We start from the raw sequence: 18,907 nt of genomic DNA, 5'->3' as shown, positions 1-18,907 counted from the left end.
CATGACCGAGCCTCTCCTGCGCGTGCGCGGGCTGAAGGTCGCGTTCGGCACCGGAAAGAAGCAGCGCGAGGTCGTCCACGGCGTGGATCTCGACATCCACCGCGGCGAGACCGTCGCGATCGTGGGCGAGTCGGGGTCGGGCAAGTCGACGACCGCGACGGCGATCATCGACCTCCTCCCCGGCACCGGGAAGGTCACCGCCGGCTCGATCGAGCTGGAGGGCGTCGACCTCGCCAAGGTCGGGCGCCGCGAGATGGAGGACATCCGCGGACGCCGCATCGGCTACGTCCCGCAGGACCCGATGTCGAACCTCAACCCGGTCTGGTCGATCGGCTTCCAGGTGAAGGAGGCGATCCGCGCGAACGGCATCGCCACCGGCCGCAAGGAGGTCGAGCAGCGCGCGATCGAGGTGCTCAAGCAGGCGGGACTCGCGGACGCCGAGCGGCGCCTGCACCAGTTCCCGCATCAGTTCTCGGGCGGCATGCGTCAGCGCGCGCTCATCGGCATCGGCCTCGCGGCCGACCCCGCGCTCCTCATCGCCGACGAGCCGACGAGCGCGCTCGACGTCACGGTGCAGCGGGTCATCCTCGACCACCTCGCCTCGCTCACGCGCGAGAAGGGGACCTCGGTCCTCTTCATCACGCACGACCTCGGCCTCGCCGCCGATCGCGCCGACACCATCGTCGTGATGAACCAGGGCGAGATCGTCGAGTCGGGGCCGAGCCGCGAGATCCTCGAGGACCCGCAGCACCCGTACACGCAGCGTCTCGTGGCCGCGGCTCCGAGCCTCGCGTCGCAGCGCATCCAGGCGAGCGTCGAGGACCGGGGCATCGAGACGACGACCCAGGTGCTGCACGCCGCGGCGCCCGTCGTCGAGGTGCGCGATCTCGTGAAGGACTACCGCATCCGGCGCGGCGGCTTCCGCAGCGAGCCGTTCCGGGCGGTCGACAGCGTCTCGTTCCAGATCCCCAAGGGGAAGACGCTCGCCCTCGTCGGCGAGTCGGGATCGGGCAAGTCGACCGTCGCCAAGATGGTTCTCCAGCTCGAGCAGGCGACGAGCGGGCACATCCTCATCGACGGGGTGGACGCGACGACGCTGTCCTCGCGCGAGATCTTCTCGCTGCGCGGCCGGATGCAGCCGGTGTTCCAGGACCCGTACGGGTCGCTCGACCCCCTGCGCTCGATCGGCGCGCTCATCTCCGAGCCGCTGAGCGTGCACAGGGTGGGCGACGCCGCGTCGCGCAGGGACCGCGTGTTCGAGCTGCTCGAGCAGGTCGCCCTGCCGCGCGAGCTCGCGTGGCGGTACCCCAACGAGCTGTCCGGCGGCCAGCGTCAGCGTGTCGCGATCGCGCGCGCCCTCGCGCTCAAGCCCGACATCGTCGTGCTCGACGAGGCGGTCTCGGCGCTCGACGTGCTCGTGCAGGATCAGATCCTGAAGCTGCTCGCCGAGCTGCAGTCGGAGCTGGGGCTCACGTACCTGTTCATCACCCACGACCTCGCGGTCGTGCGCGTGGCGGCCGATCTCGTGTGCGTCATGGAGCACGGGCGGGTCGTCGAGCAGGGCGCCGTGGACCAGATCTTCGCCGACCCGCAGCAGGAGTACACGCGTCGCCTCCTCGACGCGATCCCCGGCCAGACCGTCGAGCTCGGCGGCCGATGACGCCTCCCGAGCAGAGGAGCCGGACGATCCGCGGCAGCGCCGGGATCGTCTGGCTCCTCGCCACGTCGGCGGTGGTCGTGTTCCTGCTGGGCGACGTCGTCGTCCGCGGGAGCGCCGTCGACGCCGTGCTCATCGCGCCCTGGCTGCTCCTGCCCGTCTGGTTCGTCTGGACGTTCCTCTTCGCGCCGAGCGTCCACGCCGACGAGGACGGCGTCGTCGTGCGCAACCCGCTGCGCACGACGCGCGCGCCCTGGAGCGCGGTGCGCGACATCGTGCTGCGCTGGCAGATCGCGTTCGTCCTCGCGGATGGCCGCGACCTGCAGGCGTGGGCAGCCGCCGCGAAGCGCCCGAGCGGCAGGGCCCACACCCCGCAGCCCGCCGAGCGCGAGCTCGAGATCCTCCGCGAGCTCCGCGAGGCCGCGGCGGATGGCGCGGCGCCGGCTGACGGGGGAGAGGTGCGCACGTCCTGGAACGCGCGCGAGATCGGCCTGCTCGCGGCCATCCTCATCTGGGCGGCCGTGTCGGTCGCGGTGACCCGATGAGCGGCTCGCGCGACTCCGAGTACCGCGTCTCGTTCCGACGCCCGTCGGGCTGGGTCGCGTTCGCGTGCGCCGCCCTGCTGACGGTGCTCCTCCTCGGCGACGCGGTCCTGCGGGGGCGGCCCTTTGACGCGCTCCTCGTGGCGCCGTGGCTCCTCGCGCTCTGCTGGGGCGTCTACGTGCTCCTCGCCGCCCCGAGCGTCACCGCGACCGACGATCTCCTTCGCGTGCGCGGCGGCCTGAGGGTGGTCGAGATCCCGTGGTCGCGCGTGCGGGCCATCCGGATGCGCTGGCAGCTCGAGATCGCGCTCGACGACGGAACGGTCGTCGCGGCGACCGGCGCGGCCAGCCGCCACCTGCACATCAACCGCCGCGAGCAGCCCGGCGACGACCAGGCCGCGACGCTCGAGCTCTTCCGGGAGCGGGCGCGGCCGTCCGATCTCCCTGTCCGCCGCGGATGGCACATCCCGACGCTGCTGATCCTCGCCGGGATCGCGGCGTGGGCGGCCTGGTCGCTCAGCGTCACGGGCGGGATCGTCACCGGCTGACCGGCCGCCTCCGAGCAGCCTGAGCGCCCGCTCGCGAGCGCGCTATAGGATGGAACGCCCCGCTTTCGGGGCGGAACCCCCACATCAGAAGGATCCCTTCATGGCGCTCGCCCACCGTTCCGATCTCCGCAACGTCGCGATCGTCGCGCACGTCGACCACGGCAAGACGACCCTCGTGGACGCCATGCTGCGCCAGACCGGCTCGTTCGGCGAGCACGCGCACGTGGAAGAGCGCGCGATGGACTCGAACGACCTCGAGCGCGAGAAGGGCATCACGATCCTCGCCAAGAACACGGCGATCACGTACAACGGCGCGCACACCGACGTCCCGGTGACCATCAACGTCATCGACACCCCGGGCCACGCCGACTTCGGCGGCGAGGTCGAGCGCGGCCTGTCGATGGTCGACGGCGTCGTCCTCCTCGTCGACGCGTCGGAGGGGCCCCTTCCGCAGACCCGCTTCGTGCTGCGGAAGGCTCTCGAGGCGAAGCTCCCCGTCATCCTCCTCGTGAACAAGACCGACCGCCCCGACGCGCGCATCGCGGCGGTCGAGGAGGAGGCGCACGACCTCCTGCTCGGGCTCGCGAGCGACCTCCAGGACGACGTCCCCGACCTCGACGTCGACGCGCTCCTCGACGTCCCGGTCGTCTACGCCTCGGGCCGTGCCGGCGCTGCGTCGCGCAACCGCCCCGCCGACGGCTCGCTGCCCGACAACGCAGACCTCGAGCCGCTGTTCGAGGCGATCCTCGAGCACGTGCCGGCTCCGTCGTACGACGACGAGGCGCCCCTGCAGGCGTGGGTCACGAACCTCGACTCGTCGGCGTTCCTCGGCCGACTCGCGCTGCTGCGCGTGTTCAACGGCACCCTCAAGAAGGGCCAGACCGTCGCCTGGGTGCGTCAGGACGGCACGACGCAGAACGCGCGCATCACCGAGCTGCTCATGACGAAGGCCCTCGACCGGTACCCGGCCGAGGAGGCCGGCCCCGGCGACATCGCGGTCATCGCGGGCTTCCCCGACATCATGATCGGCGAGACGATCGCCGACCCGGAGGACGTGCGCCCGCTGCCGCAGATCACGGTCGACGAGCCCTCGATCTCGATGACCATCGGCACGAACACCTCGCCGCTCGTCGGCAAGGTCAAGGGCCACAAGCTCACCGCGCGCATGGTCAAGGACCGCCTGGACCGCGAGCTCATCGGCAACGTGTCGATCCGCGTGCTCGACATCGGCAAGCCCGACGCCTGGGAGGTGCAGGGCCGCGGCGAGCTGCAGCTCGCCATCCTCGTCGAGAACATGCGCCGCGAGGGCTTCGAGCTCACGGTCGGCAAGCCCCAGGTCGTCACGCGCAAGGGCGCGGACGGTAAGGTCGAGGAGCCCTACGAGCACCTCACGATCGACGTCCCCGAAGAGCACCTCGGCGCCGTGACGCAGCTCATGGCGAACCGCAAGGGCCGCATGGACAACATGATCAACCACGGCACCGGCTGGATCCGCATGGAGTTCATCGTGCCGTCGCGCGGCCTCATCGGCTTCCGCACCGAGTTCCTCTCGATCACCCGTGGAACCGGCATCGCCAACGCGATCTCGCACGGCTACGGCGAATGGGCCGGGCAGATCATCGCGCGTCAGAACGGCTCGATCGTGGCCGACCGCGCGGGTGTCGCGACGCCGTTCGCGATGATCGCGCTGCAGGAGCGCATGACGTTCTTCGTCAAGCCGACCGATGAGGTGTACGAGGGCATGGTCGTGGGCGAGAACTCGCGCGCCGACGACATGGACGTGAACATCACCAAGGAGAAGAAGCTCACCAACATGCGCTCCTCCACGGCCGACTCGTTCGAGTCCATGACGCCCCCGCGTCTGCTCTCGCTCGAGGAGTCGCTCGAGTTCGCGCGCGAGGACGAGTGCGTCGAGGTGACGCCCGAGGCCGTCCGCATCCGCAAGGTGATCCTCGACGCCACCGAGCGCGCCCGCGCTGCCTCGCGCCTCAAGCGCCAGGGCTGAGCATGAGGGGCGATCGTCTCGCGCACGTCGTCACGTGGCTCGTCGCGCTCTGCGCGGGCGCGGTGTTCGGCGTCGCGAGCACGATCGCCCATTCCTTCACGTGGGGCGCCGTGCCCGTCGGGATGGTGCTGGCCGCGATCGCGTGCAGCGGGCTGCTCACGTCGTTGCGGCTCCTGACGGATGATCGGTGGTCGGCTCTCGCGGCGGGCATCGGCATGCTCGGAGCGCTCACGATCTACTCGGGGCGAGGCCCCGGCGGCTCCGTCGTCGTCCCGATGCCGGCGGAGGGGGAGTTCCCCTTCGGCTATGTGTGGACCTTCCTCCTCGCCGGGATCGTCCTCGTCGCTGTCGCGTGGCCCGACATGGCGAAGCTGCGCCGGATGGCGTCCGGCTCGGCTTAGGCTCGCCTTCCGGGCGACGGGCCTCGCGCGCGCGTAGGATTGAGGGCGTGACTTACGTGATCGCCCTTCCCTGCGTGGACGTCAAGGACCGCGCCTGCATCGATGAGTGCCCGGTCGACTGCATCTACGAGGGCGAGCGGTCGCTGTACATCCATCCGGATGAGTGCGTCGACTGCGGTGCGTGCGAGCCGGTGTGCCCGGTGGAGGCGATCTACTACGAGGACGACCTGCCCGATGAGTGGCAGGACTACTACAAGGCGAACGTGGAGTTCTTCGACGACATCGGCTCGCCCGGTGGCGCGTCGAAGGTCGGCGTGATCGAGAAGGACCACCCGCTCATCGCCGCCCTCCCGCCCCAGGGCGAGTAAGCGGATGGGCGTCCGCGACCTCGACGACTACCCCTGGGACGCCGTGGTCCCGTATCGTGAGCGGGCTGCCGCTCACCCCGACGGGCTCGTCGACCTCTCGATCGGCTCGCCCGTCGACCCGACCCCCGCGATCGTCCGCGACGCGCTCGCGGAGGCCACCGATGCGCACGCGTACCCGCAGACCGTGGGCACCCCCGCGCTGCGCGAGGCGATCGTCGAGTGGTACGCGCGCCGCCGCGGCGTGCCCGACCTCGCACCCCGCAACGTCCTGCCGACGATCGGGTCGAAGGAGCTCGTGGCGCTCCTGCCGACGCTGCTCGGCCTCGGCGAGGGCGACATCGTCGTGCATCCGCGCGCCGCGTACCCGACGTACGAGGTCGGCGCGCGCGTCGCGAACGCGACGCCGGTCGCCGTCGACGACCCCGCCGAATGGCCGGAGGGCGCGAAGCTCATCTGGATCAACACCCCGGGCAACCCCGACGGGCGCACGTGGACCGTGGACGAGCTCGCGGCCGCCGTGCGCCGCGCCCGCGAGATCGGCGCCGTGCTCGCGAGCGACGAGTGCTACGCCGAGCTCGGCTGGGACGGCCCGTGGGCGAGCGAGCCCGTGCCGTCGGTCCTCGACCCCCGGGTCACGGGCGGCAGCCGCGCCGGTCTGCTCAGCGTGTACTCGCTGAGCAAGCAGTCGAACCTCGCCGGCTACCGCGCGGCCTTCATCGCCGGGTGCGGGCGCATCGTGGGCGAGCTCCTCACCGCGCGCAAGCACCTCGGGCTGATGCCGCCCGCGCCCGTGCAGCACGCGATGGCCGTCGCGCTCCGCGACGACGCGCACGTCGAGGAGCAGAAGGCGCGCTACCGCTCCCGTCGCGACATCCTCCGCCCCGCCGTCGAGGCGGCCGGCTTCCGGATCGACCGCAGCGAGGCCGGGCTCTACCTCTGGGCGACCGAGGGGCGCGACGCGTGGGAGTCGATCGGCCGGCTCGCGGATCTCGGCATCCTCGCGGGCCCCGGCGTCTTCTACGGCCCGCACTTCCCGCAGCACGTGCGGTTCTCGCTCACGGCGAGCGACGAGCGCATCGCCGCCGCGGCGCATCGTCTCGCGGGCGCGTCTTCGTAGGAATCCTCCACGCATCGCCCGGCCGTTTGGGAGTTTTCACAGGTAGGCGGGACGACCGATAGGCTGTAGAAGCACAGGGCTCGCGCACTCGACCGGGCATGTGCCGTGCCGCCTGACCGGCGGCCGACCGAGATCCAAGGCGACCGAAGAAGTCGCGAAGACGATCCGCCAGGAGGCGCTGTGAGCGACGCGGGAATCCCGGCCGACAAGGCCACCCTCACGATCGGTGACAAGACGGCGGAGTTCCCGGTCCTGCAGGGCAGGTCCGGACTCCCGAGCATCGACATCTCGACGCTCATGCGTCAGACGGGACACACGACCCTCGACTACGGGTTCGTCAACACCGCCTCGACCGCGTCTGCCATCACGTACATCGACGGAGACCAGGGGATCCTGCGCTACCGGGGCTACCCGATCGAGCAGATCGCGAAGAACTCGAGCTTCCTCGAGGTGGCCTGGCTGCTCATCTACGGCGAGCTGCCCTCGGCGTCCGAGCTGGCCGACTTCGACGACCGCATCCGCCGTCACACGCTCCTCCACGAGGACCTCAAGCGCTTCTTCTCGGCGCTGCCCGACGGCGCCCACCCGATGGCCGTCCTCTCGTCGGCGGTCTCGGCCCTCTCGACCTACTACGAGCACCAGTCCGACCCGGCGAACCCCGAGCACGTCGAGCTCAACATCATCCGCCTGCTCGCGAAGCTCCCCGTCATCGCGGCCTACGCGCACAAGAAGTCGATCGGGCAGGCGTTCCTGTACCCGGACAACTCGCTGAGCTTCGTCGACAACTTCCTCCGTCTGAACTTCGGCGTCATGAGCGAGCCGTACGAGGTGAACCCGGTCATGTCGCGGGCTCTCGAGCGCCTCCTCATCCTGCACGAGGACCACGAGCAGAACGCGTCGACGTCGACCGTGCGCCTGGTCGGCTCGACGGGCGCCGACCAGTTCGCGTCGGTGTCGGCCGGCATCCACGCCCTCTCGGGGCCGCTCCACGGCGGCGCGAACGAGGCCGTGCTCAAGATGCTCGCGCAGATCCGCGACTCCGGTCAGAGCGTGCAGCGCTTCGTCGAGCGCGTCAAGAACAAGGAAGACGGCGTGAAGCTCATGGGCTTCGGTCACCGCGTCTACAAGAACTACGACCCGCGCGCGAAGCTCGTCAAGGAGTCGGCGGACGAGGTCCTCACGGCGCTGGGCGTGACGGACCCGCTCCTCGACCTCGCGAAGGAGCTCGAGGAGATCGCCCTCAACGACGACTACTTCAAGGAGCGCCGCCTCTACCCGAACGTCGACTTCTACACCGGCGTCATCTACAAGGCGATGGGCTTCCCGACGCGGATGTTCACGGTGCTGTTCGCGATCGGGCGCCTGCCGGGCTGGCTCGCCCACTGGCGCGAGCTCACGCTCGACCCGAAGACGAAGATCGGCCGCCCCCAGCAGCTCTTCACGGGCTCGCCCGAGCGGCAGTACCCGACCGCGTAGCGGAACGCGAAGAGGGCCGGACGTCGTGTGACGTCCGGCCCTCTTCGCGTTCCGGCGAGGCCCCGCTCAGGCGTGCAGGGCCTCGTTGAGCGTCACGCCGACGCCCTTGCGACGTCGGGCCTCGATCGCCCCGGTCGTCGAGTTCCGGAGGAAGAGGATGCCGTCGGCTCCGTGCAGCGTCGCGGCCTTCACGACACGGGGCGTGCCGTCGGCGGCGGGCGGCTCGTCGACGAGCAGCACCTTCGTGCCCGCCGTGACGTAGAGGCCCGCCTCGACGACGCAGTCGTCGCCGAGCGAGATGCCGATGCCGGCGTTCGCGCCGAGCAGGGTGCGCCGGCCGATCGACACGCGGTGCGTGCCTCCGCCCGACAGCGTCCCCATGATCGAGGAGCCGCCGCCGACGTCGCTGCCGTCGCCGACCACGACACCCTGGGAGATGCGGCCCTCCACCATCGAGGCGCCGAGCGTGCCGGCGTTGAAGTTCACGAATCCCTCGTGCATCACCGTCGTCCCCGGCGACAGGTGGGCCCCGAGGCGCACGCGCGAGGTGTCCGCGATGCGCACGCCGGGCGGGAGGACGTAGTCGGTCAGACGCGGGAACTTGTCGAGGGACTGCACCTGGATGGCCGCGCGCTGGAGCGCGGGACGCAGCCGGGCAAGGTCGTCGGGATGCATGGGGCCCGCGGTCGTCCATGCGACGTTCGGGAGGTGCGCGAAGATCCCGTCGAGGTTCAGCTCGTTGGGCTTCACGAGGCGGTGAGAGAGGGCGTGCAGGCGGAGGTACGCGTCCGATGTGGACGCGGGCGCCTCGTCGAGGTCGATCTCGACGCGCACGGCGTCGACGGTCACGTTGCGGCGCTCGTCGGGGCCCGCCGAGGCGGCCACGCGCTCGAGGGCGGTCGCGACCGCGGCCTCGTCGGCCGCGCCCGTGCCCAGCGCGCCGTACCAGGTGTCCAGAACCGTGCCATCGCCGGCGGTGGTCGCGAGGCCGACGCCCCAGACCTTTCGTTCATCGCTCATGCACACCAGGCTATCGGGCGAGCGGGACCGGCCTCCCCGGACCAAGGGCCGCGCGGACGCGCTCGATAGACTCGACGGCATGCCGACGCTCGACCTGTCCCTGTCCGCCGCCGACATCACCCGCGCGATCTGCGACATCCCGAGCGTCTCCGACGACGAGCGCATGCTCGCCGACGCGATCGAGGCGGCCATCCGCCCGCTCCCGCACCTCGAGGTGCATCGCGACGGCGACACGATCGTCGCGCGCACGGCGCTCGGGCGCGCGCAGCGCGTCGTGATCGCGGGGCACATCGACACCGTCCCGCTCAACGGCAACCTCCCCACGCGCGACATCGAGATCGACGGCGAGCCCTTCATCTGGGGGCGGGGGACGGTGGACATGAAGGCGGGCACGGCGGTGCAGCTGAAGCTCGCCGCCGAGCTGTCGGACCCGGTCGTCGACATCACGTGGATCTGGTACGACCACGAGGAGGTGGAGGCGTCGCGCAGCGGGCTCACTCGCCTCGCCGCGACTCGGCCCGATCTCTTCGAGGGCGACTTCGCGATCCTCGGAGAGCCGTCCAACGGGCAGGTGGAGGGCGGCTGCAACGGGACGCTCCGGGCGGTCGTCCGCACGCACGGCCGGCGCTCGCACTCCGCACGCGCGTGGATGGGCGTCAACGCGATCCACGCCGCGGCGCCCGTGCTCGCCCGCCTCGCGGCGTACGAGCCCCAGGAGATCGTCGTCGACGGCCTCGCCTACCGCGAGGGCCTGAACGCGGTGCGCGTCTCGGGCGGAGTCGCGGGCAACGTCATCCCCGATCTGTGCGAGGTCGAGGTCAACTTCCGGTTCGCGCCGAGCCGATCCGGCGCCGAGGCCGCCGATCACGTGCGCGAGGTCTTCGACGGCTTCGAGGTCGAGGTGACCGACCTCGCGCAGGGCGCGCGCCCCGGGCTCGACTCGCCGATCGCCCAGGACTTCGTGCGGGCGGTGGGCGCGGTCCCGCAGCCGAAGTACGGATGGACCGACGTGGCTCGCTTCTCGGCGCTCGGGGTGCCCGCGGTCAACTACGGGCCGGGCGACCCGAGCCTCGCGCACCACGACGAGGAGCGCGTCGCGGTCGCCCAGATCGAGAGCTGCGAGCGGAGCCTGCGCGCATGGCTCACAGCGGGGTGACCGAGACCGCCCCCGCGGCAGGCTGGCGCGCATGGCCCGCACCCGCGCGGGTGGCCGCGGTCTATCTCGCGGCGCGGCTCGTGACGACGGCGCTCATGCTGCTGACGGCGCAGCAGTCTCCGTCCTCCTCGCGGCACGGGCCCGACCCGACGCTCGTCGACTACATCCTCGGATGGGACGCCCAGTGGTACTGGACGGTCGCCGTGAGCGGCTACCCGGCGGAGCTGCCGCTCACCGAGACCGGCGAGGTCGCGCAGAACGCGTGGGCGTTCATGCCGGTCTACGCCCACCTCGCGCGCCTGGCCGGGAACGTCTTCGGGGCGGGAGCCTGGTGGGTGGGCGCCCTCCTCGTCTCGCTCGCCGCGGGATACGGCGCGTGCGTCGCGCTCCACGCGCTCCTCAGGGAGCGCCTCGACGAGGACCAGGCGATGTGGGGCGTCGTCCTGCTCGCCTCCGGCCCGCTCGCCGCGCTGTTCCAGGTCGGCTACGCCGAGTCGCTGTTCCTCCTCCTCCTCATCGCCTCGCTGCTGTGCGTCGTCCGGCGGCGGTGGCGCGGCCTGTACCTGCTCGTGCCGCTGATGGGGTTCACGCGCCCCGGCGTCCTCGCCTTCGCGCTGTTCCTCGGCCTCTACGGACTCTGGCGACTCGCGCCCGCGCGGCGGCGCACGCTCGGGGGACCGACGCGCTGGGAGGTCGTGCACATCATCGCGCTGGGGGCGATCGCGACCGCGGTCGGCTTCTCCTGGCAGCACATCGCGGGCGTCGTGACGGGCGACCCTGGCGCGTACCTCGCGACCGAGCTCGCGTGGCGACGGTCGTGGACGGGGGACTCCGGCGGGTTCATCCCGTTCGAGGGGTGGCCGCAGGCCGCGGCCGTGTGGGCGGGCATCTGGGGGATTCCGACCTGGGCCGGCTACGCCCTGCTCGTCGTCCTCGTCGTGGGCGCCGTCGCGGCCATCCTGCTCGCGCCGCAGGCGCGCCGCGCGGGCGGCGAGCTGCAGCTGTGGGCGCTCAGCTACCTCGTCTACCTCCTCGCGGTGTTCTTCCCGCAGTCGAGCGTCTTCCGCCTGCTCCTGCCGCTTGCACCGCTCGCCTGCGCGGCGCTGGCGGTTCCGCGCGGCCGCGGGTACCGGTTCGCCTCCCTCGCGCTCTGCCTCGCGGGGCAGTGGGCCTGGATCCACGGCATGTACGGCCTCGGGAACACCTTCTGGCTCATCCCGTGACGCGATCTGCGCGCGACATCGCGCGTCTCGCGTGTCGGTGGGCGTGCAGTCGACCGATAAACTGGACATCTGACCACAACGGAAAGGATGCCGCGATGGCAGCGATGAAGCCGAGAACCGGAGACGGACCCATGGAGGCCGTGAAGGAGGGGCGCCTCATCATCGTGCGCGTGCCGCTCGAGGGGGGCGGGCGCCTGGTCGTCTCCGTCAATGACGAGGAGGCTCGGGAGCTGTACGGCGTCCTGGGCGACGTCGTGAACGCCTAGCGATCACGACCGTCACAGAGCGGATGGTCGGAGTCGGGAACGACTCCGGCCATCCGCTCTTCTCATGTGCGGACGCGTCAGAGGCGAGGTGAGACGTGCAGCTGCAGGAGGCCCTCGTTCACGGTCGAGAGGGCGGCGATCACGGCATTCGACGCCTGCGTCTCCTGGAGGAGCGTGCGGTACGTGCGCGTGATCTCGTCGCGCTGCACGGGGTCGGCGACCCTGCCGCCGTGGAGCACGCGCGGCACGAGCACGGTCCCGCCCGGTCGGGCGAGGCGCAGGCCGTGCTCGACGTAGTCGATGACGCCCTTCGCGTCGGCGTCGATGAGGACGATGTCGTATGCCGCATCGTTCATACGGGGCAGGACATCGGCCGCCCGCCCCGTGATGAGGCGCGTGCGGGCGACGGGGAGCCGCGCGCTCTGGAAGGCGGTGCGCGCGGCGGAGAGGTGCTCGGGCTCGCTGTCGATCGTGGTCAGGGTCGCGTGCGGGGCGCCGTGCAGGAGCCACAGGGCGGACACGCCGGCCCCGGTGCCGATCTCGATGATCGACCGGGCGCCCGTGGCGGCCGCGATGATGGCGCACTGCGCTCCGATCGAGGGACTGATCGGAGCGGCGCCGAGCTCGAGGGCGTGCTGACGGGCGCGAGCGATGTGATCGGGTTCGACGACGGTCTCTCGGGCGAAGCGCGCGACGGCGTCCAGTTCGCTCATGGGTTCCTCCTGACGATCTCTCCAGCCTAAGCCGCCGCCCCTGCCGGGACCGCACGACGAGGCCCGGTACCCTGAGATCATGTTCTTCGGCCTGACGATCGAGAAGGTGATGCTGATCGGCGTCATCGCGGCGCTCATCATCGGGCCCGAGCGCCTTCCGCGCTACGCCGAGACCCTCGCGCAGTTCACGCGCCGCACCCGCGAGTGGGTGCAGGGGGCGCGCACGCGCATGAAGGAGGAGATGGGCGACGAGCTCGACGACGTCGACTGGCGCAAGCTCGACCCGCGGCAGTACGACCCGCGCCGGATCATCCGCGAGGCCCTCCTCGAGGACGCGCCCGTCGCGCCGGCGTCACCCGCACCATCCGCGTCGTCGGCTCCGCAGGCGCCCGTCCGGCAGCCGCGGACGACGCCGCTCGCGCGCCGCACCTTCACGGCGGAGACGCCGCCCCCGTTCGACTCCGAGGCGACCTGACCCGCGTCAGGCCAGCGAGACCGGCAGCTTCCGCCCCGCGAGGCGGCGCGGCTCGGCCGCGAGGCGGGCAGCGACCTCTGCGATCGCGTGCGCCGCGGGATCCTCGGGGTGCGACACCACGACCGGGTCGCCGGCATCGCCGCCCGCGCGCAGGGCGGGGCTGAGCGGCACCGACGCGAGCAGCGGCACCTCGTGCCCATCTGCCGACAGCGCCGCGGCCACCGCGGCGCCGCCGCCTTCGCCGAAGAGCGCGAGCGACGTTCCGTCGGGCAGGGCCAGGGCGGCCATGTTCTCGATCACGCCGATCACCCGCTGCCCGGTCTGCCGTGCGACGAGGCCGCTGCGCACGGCGACGTCGGAGGCCGCGGCCTGCGGCGTCGTCACGACGAGGACGTCGGCGTGGGGGAGCAGCTGGCCCACCGAGATCGCGATGTCGCCCGTGCCGGGCGGCATGTCGATGAGGAGGACGTCGAGGTCGCCGAAGAAAACGTCGGTGAGGAACTGCTGCACCGTGCGGTGGAGCATGGGCCCCCGCCACGCGACGACCTCCTCGCCGCTGCGCAGGAACATCCCGATCGAGATCGCCTTCACGCCGTGCGCGACGGGCGGCAGGATGAGGTCGCCCACCTGGGTGGGGGACGGCGCGACGCCGCCCTCGACGAGCCCCAGGAGCGCGGGGATCGAGAAGCCGTGCACATCGGCGTCGATCAGGCCGACCTTGAGCCCGCGGGCGGCGAGAGCCACCGCGAGGTTGGCCGTGACGGTCGACTTGCCGACGCCGCCCTTGCCGCTCGTCACGGCGATCACGCGCGTGAGCGAGTCGGGGCCGAACGGCATGACGCGGGCCGCTCCGCCGCGCAGACGCTCCGTGAGGGCCTTGCGCTGGGCGGGCGACATCACGCCGATCTCGAGCACGATGGCGGCGCCCTGCGCTGCGCTCTCGGCCGCCCGCCGCACGTCGCGCTCGATGCGGTCGGCCGCGGGGCATCCGACGATCGTGAGGTCGATCTCGACGCGCACGGCATCGCCGTCGGCACGCACGTCGCGCACCATGTCGAGGTCGGCGAGCGGCCGCCGCAGCTCGGGGTCGCTGACGGCGCCGACGGCCGAGCGGACCGCGTCGACGACCTCGGCGGGAAGGCCGGTCATGCGTCGCCCGCCGTCGCTCGCGGCTCGCCGCCGCGCTCGCCGCCGCGCTCGGCGTCGCGCTCGTCGAGGCGCTCGAGCAGTGCCCGCAGCTCCTCGCGCAGGGCGTCGCGGGAGACGATCCGCTCCTCGACCTCGGTCAGCGCCATCCGGAGTGCGACGATCTCGCGTGCGAGGTACTCGGTGTCGGCGAGGTTTCGCTCGGCGCGCTGGCGGTCCTGCTCCATCGCGACGCGGTCGCGGTCGTCCTGGCGGTTCTGCGCGAGGAGGATGAGCGGGGCCGCGTACGAGGCCTGCAGCGACAGCATGAGGGTGAGCGCCGTGAATCCGAGGGCGGCGGAGTCGAAGCGCCACTGCTCGGGCATGAGCGAGTTCCATGCCATCCACGCGACGCAGAACAGCGTGAGCCCGATGAGGAACCAGGGCGTCCCCATGGCACGCGCGATCCACTCGGTCGCGCGCCCGAACCGGTCGCGATCGCGCGCCCCGCCCGCGGTGTCCATCCGCGGCCGCCGCCCGCGCAGCTCCGAGGCGCGGGCCATCATCCGCGCACCGTCCGGATCGCGCCCGTCGTGGGATCGCGCGGGATCTCCTCATCCGCGTCCTGCGAGCGCCAGTCCTCGGGGAGCAGGTAGTCGAGCACGTCGTCGATCGTCACGGCGCCGACGAGACGGTGCGCCGCGTCGGTCACGGGCAGGGCGACGAGGTCGTAGCTCGCGAGCCGGCGCGCCACCTCCGAGGCCGAGCCCGTCACGGGGACCGGCTCGATGGTCTCGTCGATGATCGCGCCGATCCGCTCGTGGGGCGGGTAGCGCAGCATACGCTGGAAGTGCACGGCGCCGAGGAAGCGGCCCGTGGGCGTCTCGTAGGGCGGCAGCGTCACGTACACGCTCGCGGCGAGTGCGGGATGCAGCTCGTGCCGGCGGATGAGCGCGAGCGCCTCCGCGATCGTCGCGTCGGCGGGGAGGATGATCGGCTCGGTCGTCATCAGGCCGCCCGCCGTGTCGGCGCCGTAGCGGAGGAGCATGCGGACGTCCTCGGCCTCCTCGGGCTCCATGAGGTCGAGGAGCTCCTCGCTGCGCTGCGGCGCGAGCTCGGCGAGGAGGTCGGCGGCGTCGTCGGGATCCATCGCGTCGAGGACGTCCGCCGCTCGCTCGTCGCCCAGGCGCTCGAGGATGTGGACCTGGTCCTCTTCGGGCATCTCCTCGAGGGCGTCGGCGAGGCGGTCGTCGGAGAGCTCGCCGGCGACCTGGATCATCCGCTCCTCCGGGAGATCGAGGAGCGTGTTCGCGAGGTCGGCCGCGCGCAGCTCGGCGTAGCTCGCGGCGAGGTGCTCGGCCGACTGCGCCTCGCCAGGAGCGCGGTGCTCGCGCACCTGGCTCCAGGTGGCGAACGTCGTCGGCCCCTTCGCGAAGGGGGAGGCGCTCGTCTTCGGCTTGCGGAGGAACAGCTGCCCGACGGCCCACTCGCCGATGCGGTTCGGCTCGATCGCGACGTCCTCGATCACGGCCGACCCGGAGCCGTCCTTGAAGTCGACGCGGCGCCCGACGAGCTCGGCCATGACGCGCACCTCGTCGGCGCGGGGCTGGAAGCGGCGCACGTTGATGAGACCGGTCGTGATGACCTGGCCCTGGGCGATCGAGGTGATGCGTCCGATCGCGACGAACACGTGGCGACGGCCCGGGATCTCGCAGACGAGGCCGATGACGCGCGGGGCCGCGGTACTTCGGTACACGACGACGACGTCGCGGACCCTGCCGAGACGGTCGCCCGTGGGGTCGAACACGGGGCAGCCGGCCAGGCGCGCCACGAAAACCCTCTGCGTACTCACCCACCCAGCGTAATGCGCGCGCTCCTCCCGCGACGCGGGCGTCACGCGATGTTCAGGGGAGCCGCGCCCTCACAGGCGGCGCATCGCCAGGGCACAGGCTGAGGCGCGCGGCCGCATGGGAGAATGCCGACATGAGCATGTGGAGCGGGCGGGGCCGAGCCCCCGAGGTCGGCGAGACGGTCGCGAGCTTCCGCGACTACGACGGCGCGCTGAAGGCGGTGTCGAAGCTGATCGCCGCGGAGGTCCCGGCGCGCGACATCGCGATCGTCGGCACGGCGCTGCGCTCGATCGAGAAGGTCACGGGACGCCTCGGCTGGGCGCAGGCCGCGTGGGCCGGCGCCCTCAACGGCGTGCTCCTCGGCCTGCTCCTCGGGGCGATGGTCGTCATCTGGACCCCGGCCCTCCCGATGGGCGCGTTCGTCGGCATGCTCCTGCTCGGCGTCGCGATGGGCATGGTCTTCGGCCTCGTCAACTACATGATCGTGCGCCGCCGCCGCGACTTCGCGAGCGTCATGCAGGTGACCGCCGACCACTACGAGGTCGCGGTCGAGCGCGCGAGCGTCGCGAAGGCGCGCCAGGTGCTCGGTACCGCGCCGACGCGGACCGAGCGGATCGACCCGGTCTCGCTCACGGAGCCGCCGCGGTTCGGCGTCCGCATCGACCCGCGCACGGGCGCGCCGGTCGCGCCGGCCTCCGCCGACGCCGCGTCGCCCGCGCCGGCCTCCGCCGAGCCGACGTCGCCCGCACAGCCGTCCGCGGAGCCGGCGCCGCCGGCTGATGCGGCGTCCTCCGAGCCGCAGAGCGCGGAGTCGGACCGGCCCGCGCAACCCGACGAGCGCGCGTGACGGAGGAGCGCGCCGCCGCCATCCGCGTCGAGCTGCCCGCGGGGGCCGTCGAGCTGCCCGCCGCCGTCGGCGCCCCCGACGGAGCCTGGGCGACGCTCGCGATCGCGCACGGCGCCGGAGCGGGCAAGGACCATCCGTTCCTCGTCGGATTCGCCGCCGCGGTCCGCGACGCCGGCATCGCCACCGTGCGGTTCGACTTCCCGTACATCGTCGCGGGCCGGCGGATGCCCGGGCCCGCCGCCCACGCGATCGCCGCGTGGCGCGCGGTGGCGGGTTTCGCCGCGGCGAGCCTGCCCGCGCCCCTGTGGGCCTGCGGCAAGTCGTACGGCGGGCGGATGGCGTCGATGGCGGCTGCGGAGGGCGCGTTCGACGTCGCGGGGCTCGTGTACCTCGCCTACCCGCTCCACCCGCCGGGCAGGCCCGAGAAGCCGCGCGCGGAGCATCTGCCCGCTGTCGCACCGCCGCAGCTGTTCGTCGAGGGCGAGAACGACCCGTTCATCCAGCCCCGCGCGCAGTTCGACGACGCGGTCGCGTCCTGTCAGGACGCGACCGTGGAGTGGATCGCGGGCGGCACCCACGCCTTCGAGGTCAAGGGCCGGCGGCGGCCCGCCGACGAGATCGGCGCATCGCTCGCCGACCCCGTCGTGCGGTTCATCCGGCAGCGCTCGGGCGGCTGACCGCTCGGCTCAGCCGCGCAGACGTGCGATCCAGGCCTCGACCTCGTCGGCGGTGCGGGGGATGCCCGCCGAGAGGTTGACCGGGCCGTCCTCGGTCATGAGGATGTCGTCCTCGATCCGCACGCCGATCCCGCGGTACTCCTCCGGCACCGTGAGGTCGTCGATCTGGAAGTAGAGCCCGGGCTCGATCGTGAACACCATGCCCGGTGCGAGCTCTCCGTCGTAGTACATCTCGCGGCGCGCCTGCGCGCAGTCGTGCACGTCGATGCCCAGGTGGTGGCTCGTGCCGTGCACCATGTAGCGGCGCTGCTGGCCGCCGCGGTCGGCGTCGAGCGCCTCCTCCGCCGACACCGGCAGCAGCCCCCACTCGGCCGTGCGCGCGGCGATGACCTCCATCGCGGCCTCGTGCACGGCGCGGAAGCGGACGCCGGGGCGCGCGGCCGCGAACGCCGCGTCGGCCGCCTCGCGCACCGCCTCGTAGATCTTCCGCTGGATGTCGGTGAACGTCCCGCTCACGGGCAGCGTGCGCGTGATGTCGGCGGTGTAGAGGCTGTCGACCTCGACCCCCGCGTCGATGAGGATGAGGTCTCCCGGCACGACCGCGCCGTCGTTGCGGGTCCAGTGCAGGTAGCAGGCGTGCGGGCCCGACGCGGCGATGGTGTCGTAGCCCTCCCAGTTGCCGTCGCTGCGGGCGCGCTGGTGGAAGACGCCCTCGACCACGCGCTCCCCGCGCGGGTGCTCGACGATGCGGGGCAGCTCCCGGACGATGTCGTCGAATCCCGCGGCCGTCACCTCGACCGCGAGCCGCATCTGCTCGATCTCGTACGCGTCCTTCACGAGGCGCAGCTCGGAGACGAAGCGCGTGAGCTCCTCGTCCTCCTCGAGCACGAGGTCCTCGTCGGAGCGCGCGAACGCGTCGACGTGGGCGGTGCGGATGCCGAGGTCGGCGGACACCTGCGCGAGCGAGGGGCGCGGACCCACCCAGAACTCGCCGATCGTCGCGTCCCGGTAGAACTCGGGCGTCTCCCGCGTGGCGCGATCGCGGAGGTAGAGCGTGACGTCGTGGCCGTCGCCCGCCGGCTCGAACACGAGCACGGAGTCGGGCACGGCGTCCACCGCCCAGCCCGTGAGGTGCGCGAAGGCCGAGTGCGCACGGAACGGGTAGTCGGTGTCGTTGCTGCGCTGCTTGAACGAGCCGGCGGGGATGACGAGGCGCTTCCCGGGGAACGCGGCCGAGACGGCGTCGCGCCGTCGCGCCGCGAACGGCGCCTGGGCGCGCGGCTCCGGCAGGGGCTCGGGGCGCTCGGCCCACCCGCTCGAGATCACGTCGAGGAAGCCCTGGGGGTAGGGCTGGCGACGGTTGGTGTTGGAGTCGGCGGCCTTCTGGGCCTCTGCCTGGGTGTTCGTCTCGCCGGTGGTCATGGCACCAGTCTCTCACCGC

Annotated in this window: 20 protein-coding genes; 14 read left to right on the top strand and 6 right to left on the bottom strand. The window is 72.2% G+C overall.

Features of this window, described 5'->3' with window-relative positions; all coding sequences use genetic code 11:
- Nucleotide 1: 1 nt before the first annotated feature.
- The 8 genes from PKE79_RS03025 to PKE79_RS02990 all read left to right on the top strand — a co-directional run bounded on the left by PKE79_RS03025 (nucleotide 2) and on the right by PKE79_RS02990 (nucleotide 8,114).
- Complete coding sequence (locus PKE79_RS03025) at nucleotides 2–1,660, top strand: dipeptide ABC transporter ATP-binding protein (RefSeq protein ID WP_271172162.1); 1,659 nt, start codon at nucleotides 2–4, stop codon at nucleotides 1,658–1,660.
- Nucleotides 1,657–2,202, top strand: coding sequence for a PH domain-containing protein (locus PKE79_RS03020; RefSeq protein WP_271172161.1), 546 nt, complete (start codon nucleotides 1,657–1,659; stop codon nucleotides 2,200–2,202). The genes PKE79_RS03025 and PKE79_RS03020 overlap by 4 nt, the downstream gene beginning before the upstream one ends.
- Nucleotides 2,199–2,747: a PH domain-containing protein gene (locus PKE79_RS03015; RefSeq protein ID WP_271172160.1), complete on the top strand. Its 549-nt coding sequence runs from the start codon at nucleotides 2,199–2,201 to the stop codon at nucleotides 2,745–2,747. The genes PKE79_RS03020 and PKE79_RS03015 overlap by 4 nt, the downstream gene beginning before the upstream one ends.
- 100 nt (nucleotides 2,748–2,847) lie before the next feature.
- Nucleotides 2,848–4,752 (top strand): translational GTPase TypA, encoded by a 1,905-nt coding sequence (gene typA / locus PKE79_RS03010; RefSeq protein ID WP_271172159.1) that lies wholly within the window; start codon nucleotides 2,848–2,850, stop codon nucleotides 4,750–4,752.
- Nucleotides 4,753–4,754: 2 nt separating this feature from the next.
- Complete coding sequence (locus PKE79_RS03005; RefSeq protein ID WP_271172158.1) at nucleotides 4,755–5,153, top strand: histidinol dehydrogenase; 399 nt, start codon at nucleotides 4,755–4,757, stop codon at nucleotides 5,151–5,153.
- A gap of 47 nt (nucleotides 5,154–5,200) precedes the next feature.
- Nucleotides 5,201–5,521, top strand: coding sequence for a ferredoxin (fdxA, locus tag PKE79_RS03000; protein ID WP_271172157.1), 321 nt, complete (start codon nucleotides 5,201–5,203; stop codon nucleotides 5,519–5,521).
- 4 nt (nucleotides 5,522–5,525) lie between these two features.
- A complete protein-coding gene (dapC, locus tag PKE79_RS02995; RefSeq protein WP_271172156.1) occupies nucleotides 5,526–6,638 on the top strand; it encodes a succinyldiaminopimelate transaminase in 1,113 nt (370 codons plus the stop codon).
- Between the two features lie 180 nt (nucleotides 6,639–6,818).
- The gene (locus PKE79_RS02990) at nucleotides 6,819–8,114 is read left to right on the top strand and encodes a citrate synthase (RefSeq protein WP_271172155.1); all 1,296 of its coding nucleotides are present in this window, start codon (nucleotides 6,819–6,821) and stop codon (nucleotides 8,112–8,114) included.
- Nucleotides 8,115–8,180: 66 nt separating this feature from the next.
- On the opposite strand, the gene dapD is transcribed toward PKE79_RS02990, so the two are convergent.
- Nucleotides 8,181–9,134 carry a 2,3,4,5-tetrahydropyridine-2,6-dicarboxylate N-succinyltransferase gene (gene dapD / locus PKE79_RS02985; RefSeq protein ID WP_271172154.1) on the bottom strand — a complete coding sequence of 318 codons (954 nt, stop codon included), beginning with the start codon at nucleotides 9,132–9,134 and terminating at the stop codon, nucleotides 8,181–8,183.
- Between the two features lie 79 nt (nucleotides 9,135–9,213).
- Between dapD and dapE the strand changes: the two genes are divergently transcribed.
- The 3 genes from dapE to PKE79_RS02970 all read left to right on the top strand — a co-directional run bounded on the left by dapE (nucleotide 9,214) and on the right by PKE79_RS02970 (nucleotide 11,779).
- A complete protein-coding gene (dapE, locus tag PKE79_RS02980) occupies nucleotides 9,214–10,290 on the top strand; it encodes a succinyl-diaminopimelate desuccinylase (protein ID WP_271172153.1) in 1,077 nt (358 codons plus the stop codon).
- Nucleotides 10,272–11,513 carry a hypothetical protein gene (locus PKE79_RS02975; protein WP_271172152.1) on the top strand — a complete coding sequence of 414 codons (1,242 nt, stop codon included), beginning with the start codon at nucleotides 10,272–10,274 and terminating at the stop codon, nucleotides 11,511–11,513. Before dapE ends, PKE79_RS02975 begins: the two co-directional genes overlap by 19 nt.
- Before the next feature lie 95 nt (nucleotides 11,514–11,608).
- On the top strand, nucleotides 11,609–11,779 hold the full coding sequence (locus tag PKE79_RS02970; protein ID WP_156240919.1) for a DUF3117 domain-containing protein: 171 nt from the start codon (nucleotides 11,609–11,611) through the stop codon (nucleotides 11,777–11,779).
- A 77-nt stretch (nucleotides 11,780–11,856) separates the two neighbouring features.
- Here the strand turns inward: PKE79_RS02970 and PKE79_RS02965 are convergent, their stop codons facing one another.
- Nucleotides 11,857–12,492 carry an O-methyltransferase gene (locus PKE79_RS02965; protein ID WP_271172151.1) on the bottom strand — a complete coding sequence of 212 codons (636 nt, stop codon included), beginning with the start codon at nucleotides 12,490–12,492 and terminating at the stop codon, nucleotides 11,857–11,859.
- A gap of 79 nt (nucleotides 12,493–12,571) precedes the next feature.
- On the opposite strand from PKE79_RS02965, the gene PKE79_RS02960 reads away from it, so the two are divergent.
- Complete coding sequence (locus PKE79_RS02960; RefSeq protein ID WP_271172150.1) at nucleotides 12,572–12,967, top strand: twin-arginine translocase TatA/TatE family subunit; 396 nt, start codon at nucleotides 12,572–12,574, stop codon at nucleotides 12,965–12,967.
- 6 nt (nucleotides 12,968–12,973) lie between these two features.
- On the opposite strand, the gene PKE79_RS02955 is transcribed toward PKE79_RS02960, so the two are convergent.
- Genes PKE79_RS02955 through PKE79_RS02945 form a run of 3 tightly spaced genes read right to left on the bottom strand, consistent with a single transcriptional unit; the run spans nucleotide 12,974 to nucleotide 15,944 of the window.
- Nucleotides 12,974–14,116 carry an Mrp/NBP35 family ATP-binding protein gene (locus PKE79_RS02955; protein ID WP_271172149.1) on the bottom strand — a complete coding sequence of 381 codons (1,143 nt, stop codon included), beginning with the start codon at nucleotides 14,114–14,116 and terminating at the stop codon, nucleotides 12,974–12,976.
- Nucleotides 14,113–14,655, bottom strand: coding sequence for a DUF1003 domain-containing protein (locus PKE79_RS02950; protein ID WP_374727773.1), 543 nt, complete (start codon nucleotides 14,653–14,655; stop codon nucleotides 14,113–14,115). Before PKE79_RS02950 ends, PKE79_RS02955 begins: the two co-directional genes overlap by 4 nt.
- Nucleotides 14,655–15,944 carry a magnesium transporter MgtE N-terminal domain-containing protein gene (locus tag PKE79_RS02945; RefSeq protein ID WP_271172148.1) on the bottom strand — a complete coding sequence of 430 codons (1,290 nt, stop codon included), beginning with the start codon at nucleotides 15,942–15,944 and terminating at the stop codon, nucleotides 14,655–14,657. The genes PKE79_RS02950 and PKE79_RS02945 overlap by 1 nt, the downstream gene beginning before the upstream one ends.
- 131 nt (nucleotides 15,945–16,075) lie before the next feature.
- Here PKE79_RS02945 and PKE79_RS02940 point away from each other — a divergent pair, with 131 nt between their 5' ends.
- Both PKE79_RS02940 and PKE79_RS02935 read left to right on the top strand, forming a co-directional pair.
- Entirely contained in the window at nucleotides 16,076–16,789 is a 714-nt protein-coding gene (locus PKE79_RS02940) for a general stress protein (protein WP_271172147.1), read from the top strand.
- Complete coding sequence (locus PKE79_RS02935) at nucleotides 16,786–17,466, top strand: alpha/beta hydrolase family protein (protein WP_271172146.1); 681 nt, start codon at nucleotides 16,786–16,788, stop codon at nucleotides 17,464–17,466. The genes PKE79_RS02940 and PKE79_RS02935 overlap by 4 nt, the downstream gene beginning before the upstream one ends.
- 9 nt (nucleotides 17,467–17,475) lie before the next feature.
- Here the strand turns inward: PKE79_RS02935 and PKE79_RS02930 are convergent, their stop codons facing one another.
- The gene (locus PKE79_RS02930; RefSeq protein WP_271172145.1) at nucleotides 17,476–18,888 is read right to left on the bottom strand and encodes an aminopeptidase P family protein; all 1,413 of its coding nucleotides are present in this window, start codon (nucleotides 18,886–18,888) and stop codon (nucleotides 17,476–17,478) included.
- Nucleotides 18,889–18,907: the final 19 nt, after the last annotated feature.

The organism is Microbacterium barkeri (assembly GCF_027921765.1).
Lineage (GTDB): Bacteria > Actinomycetota > Actinomycetes > Actinomycetales > Microbacteriaceae > Microbacterium > Microbacterium barkeri.
Note: the sequence above shows the minus strand (reverse complement) of the source record. Positions and strands in the feature narration are given on the sequence as shown.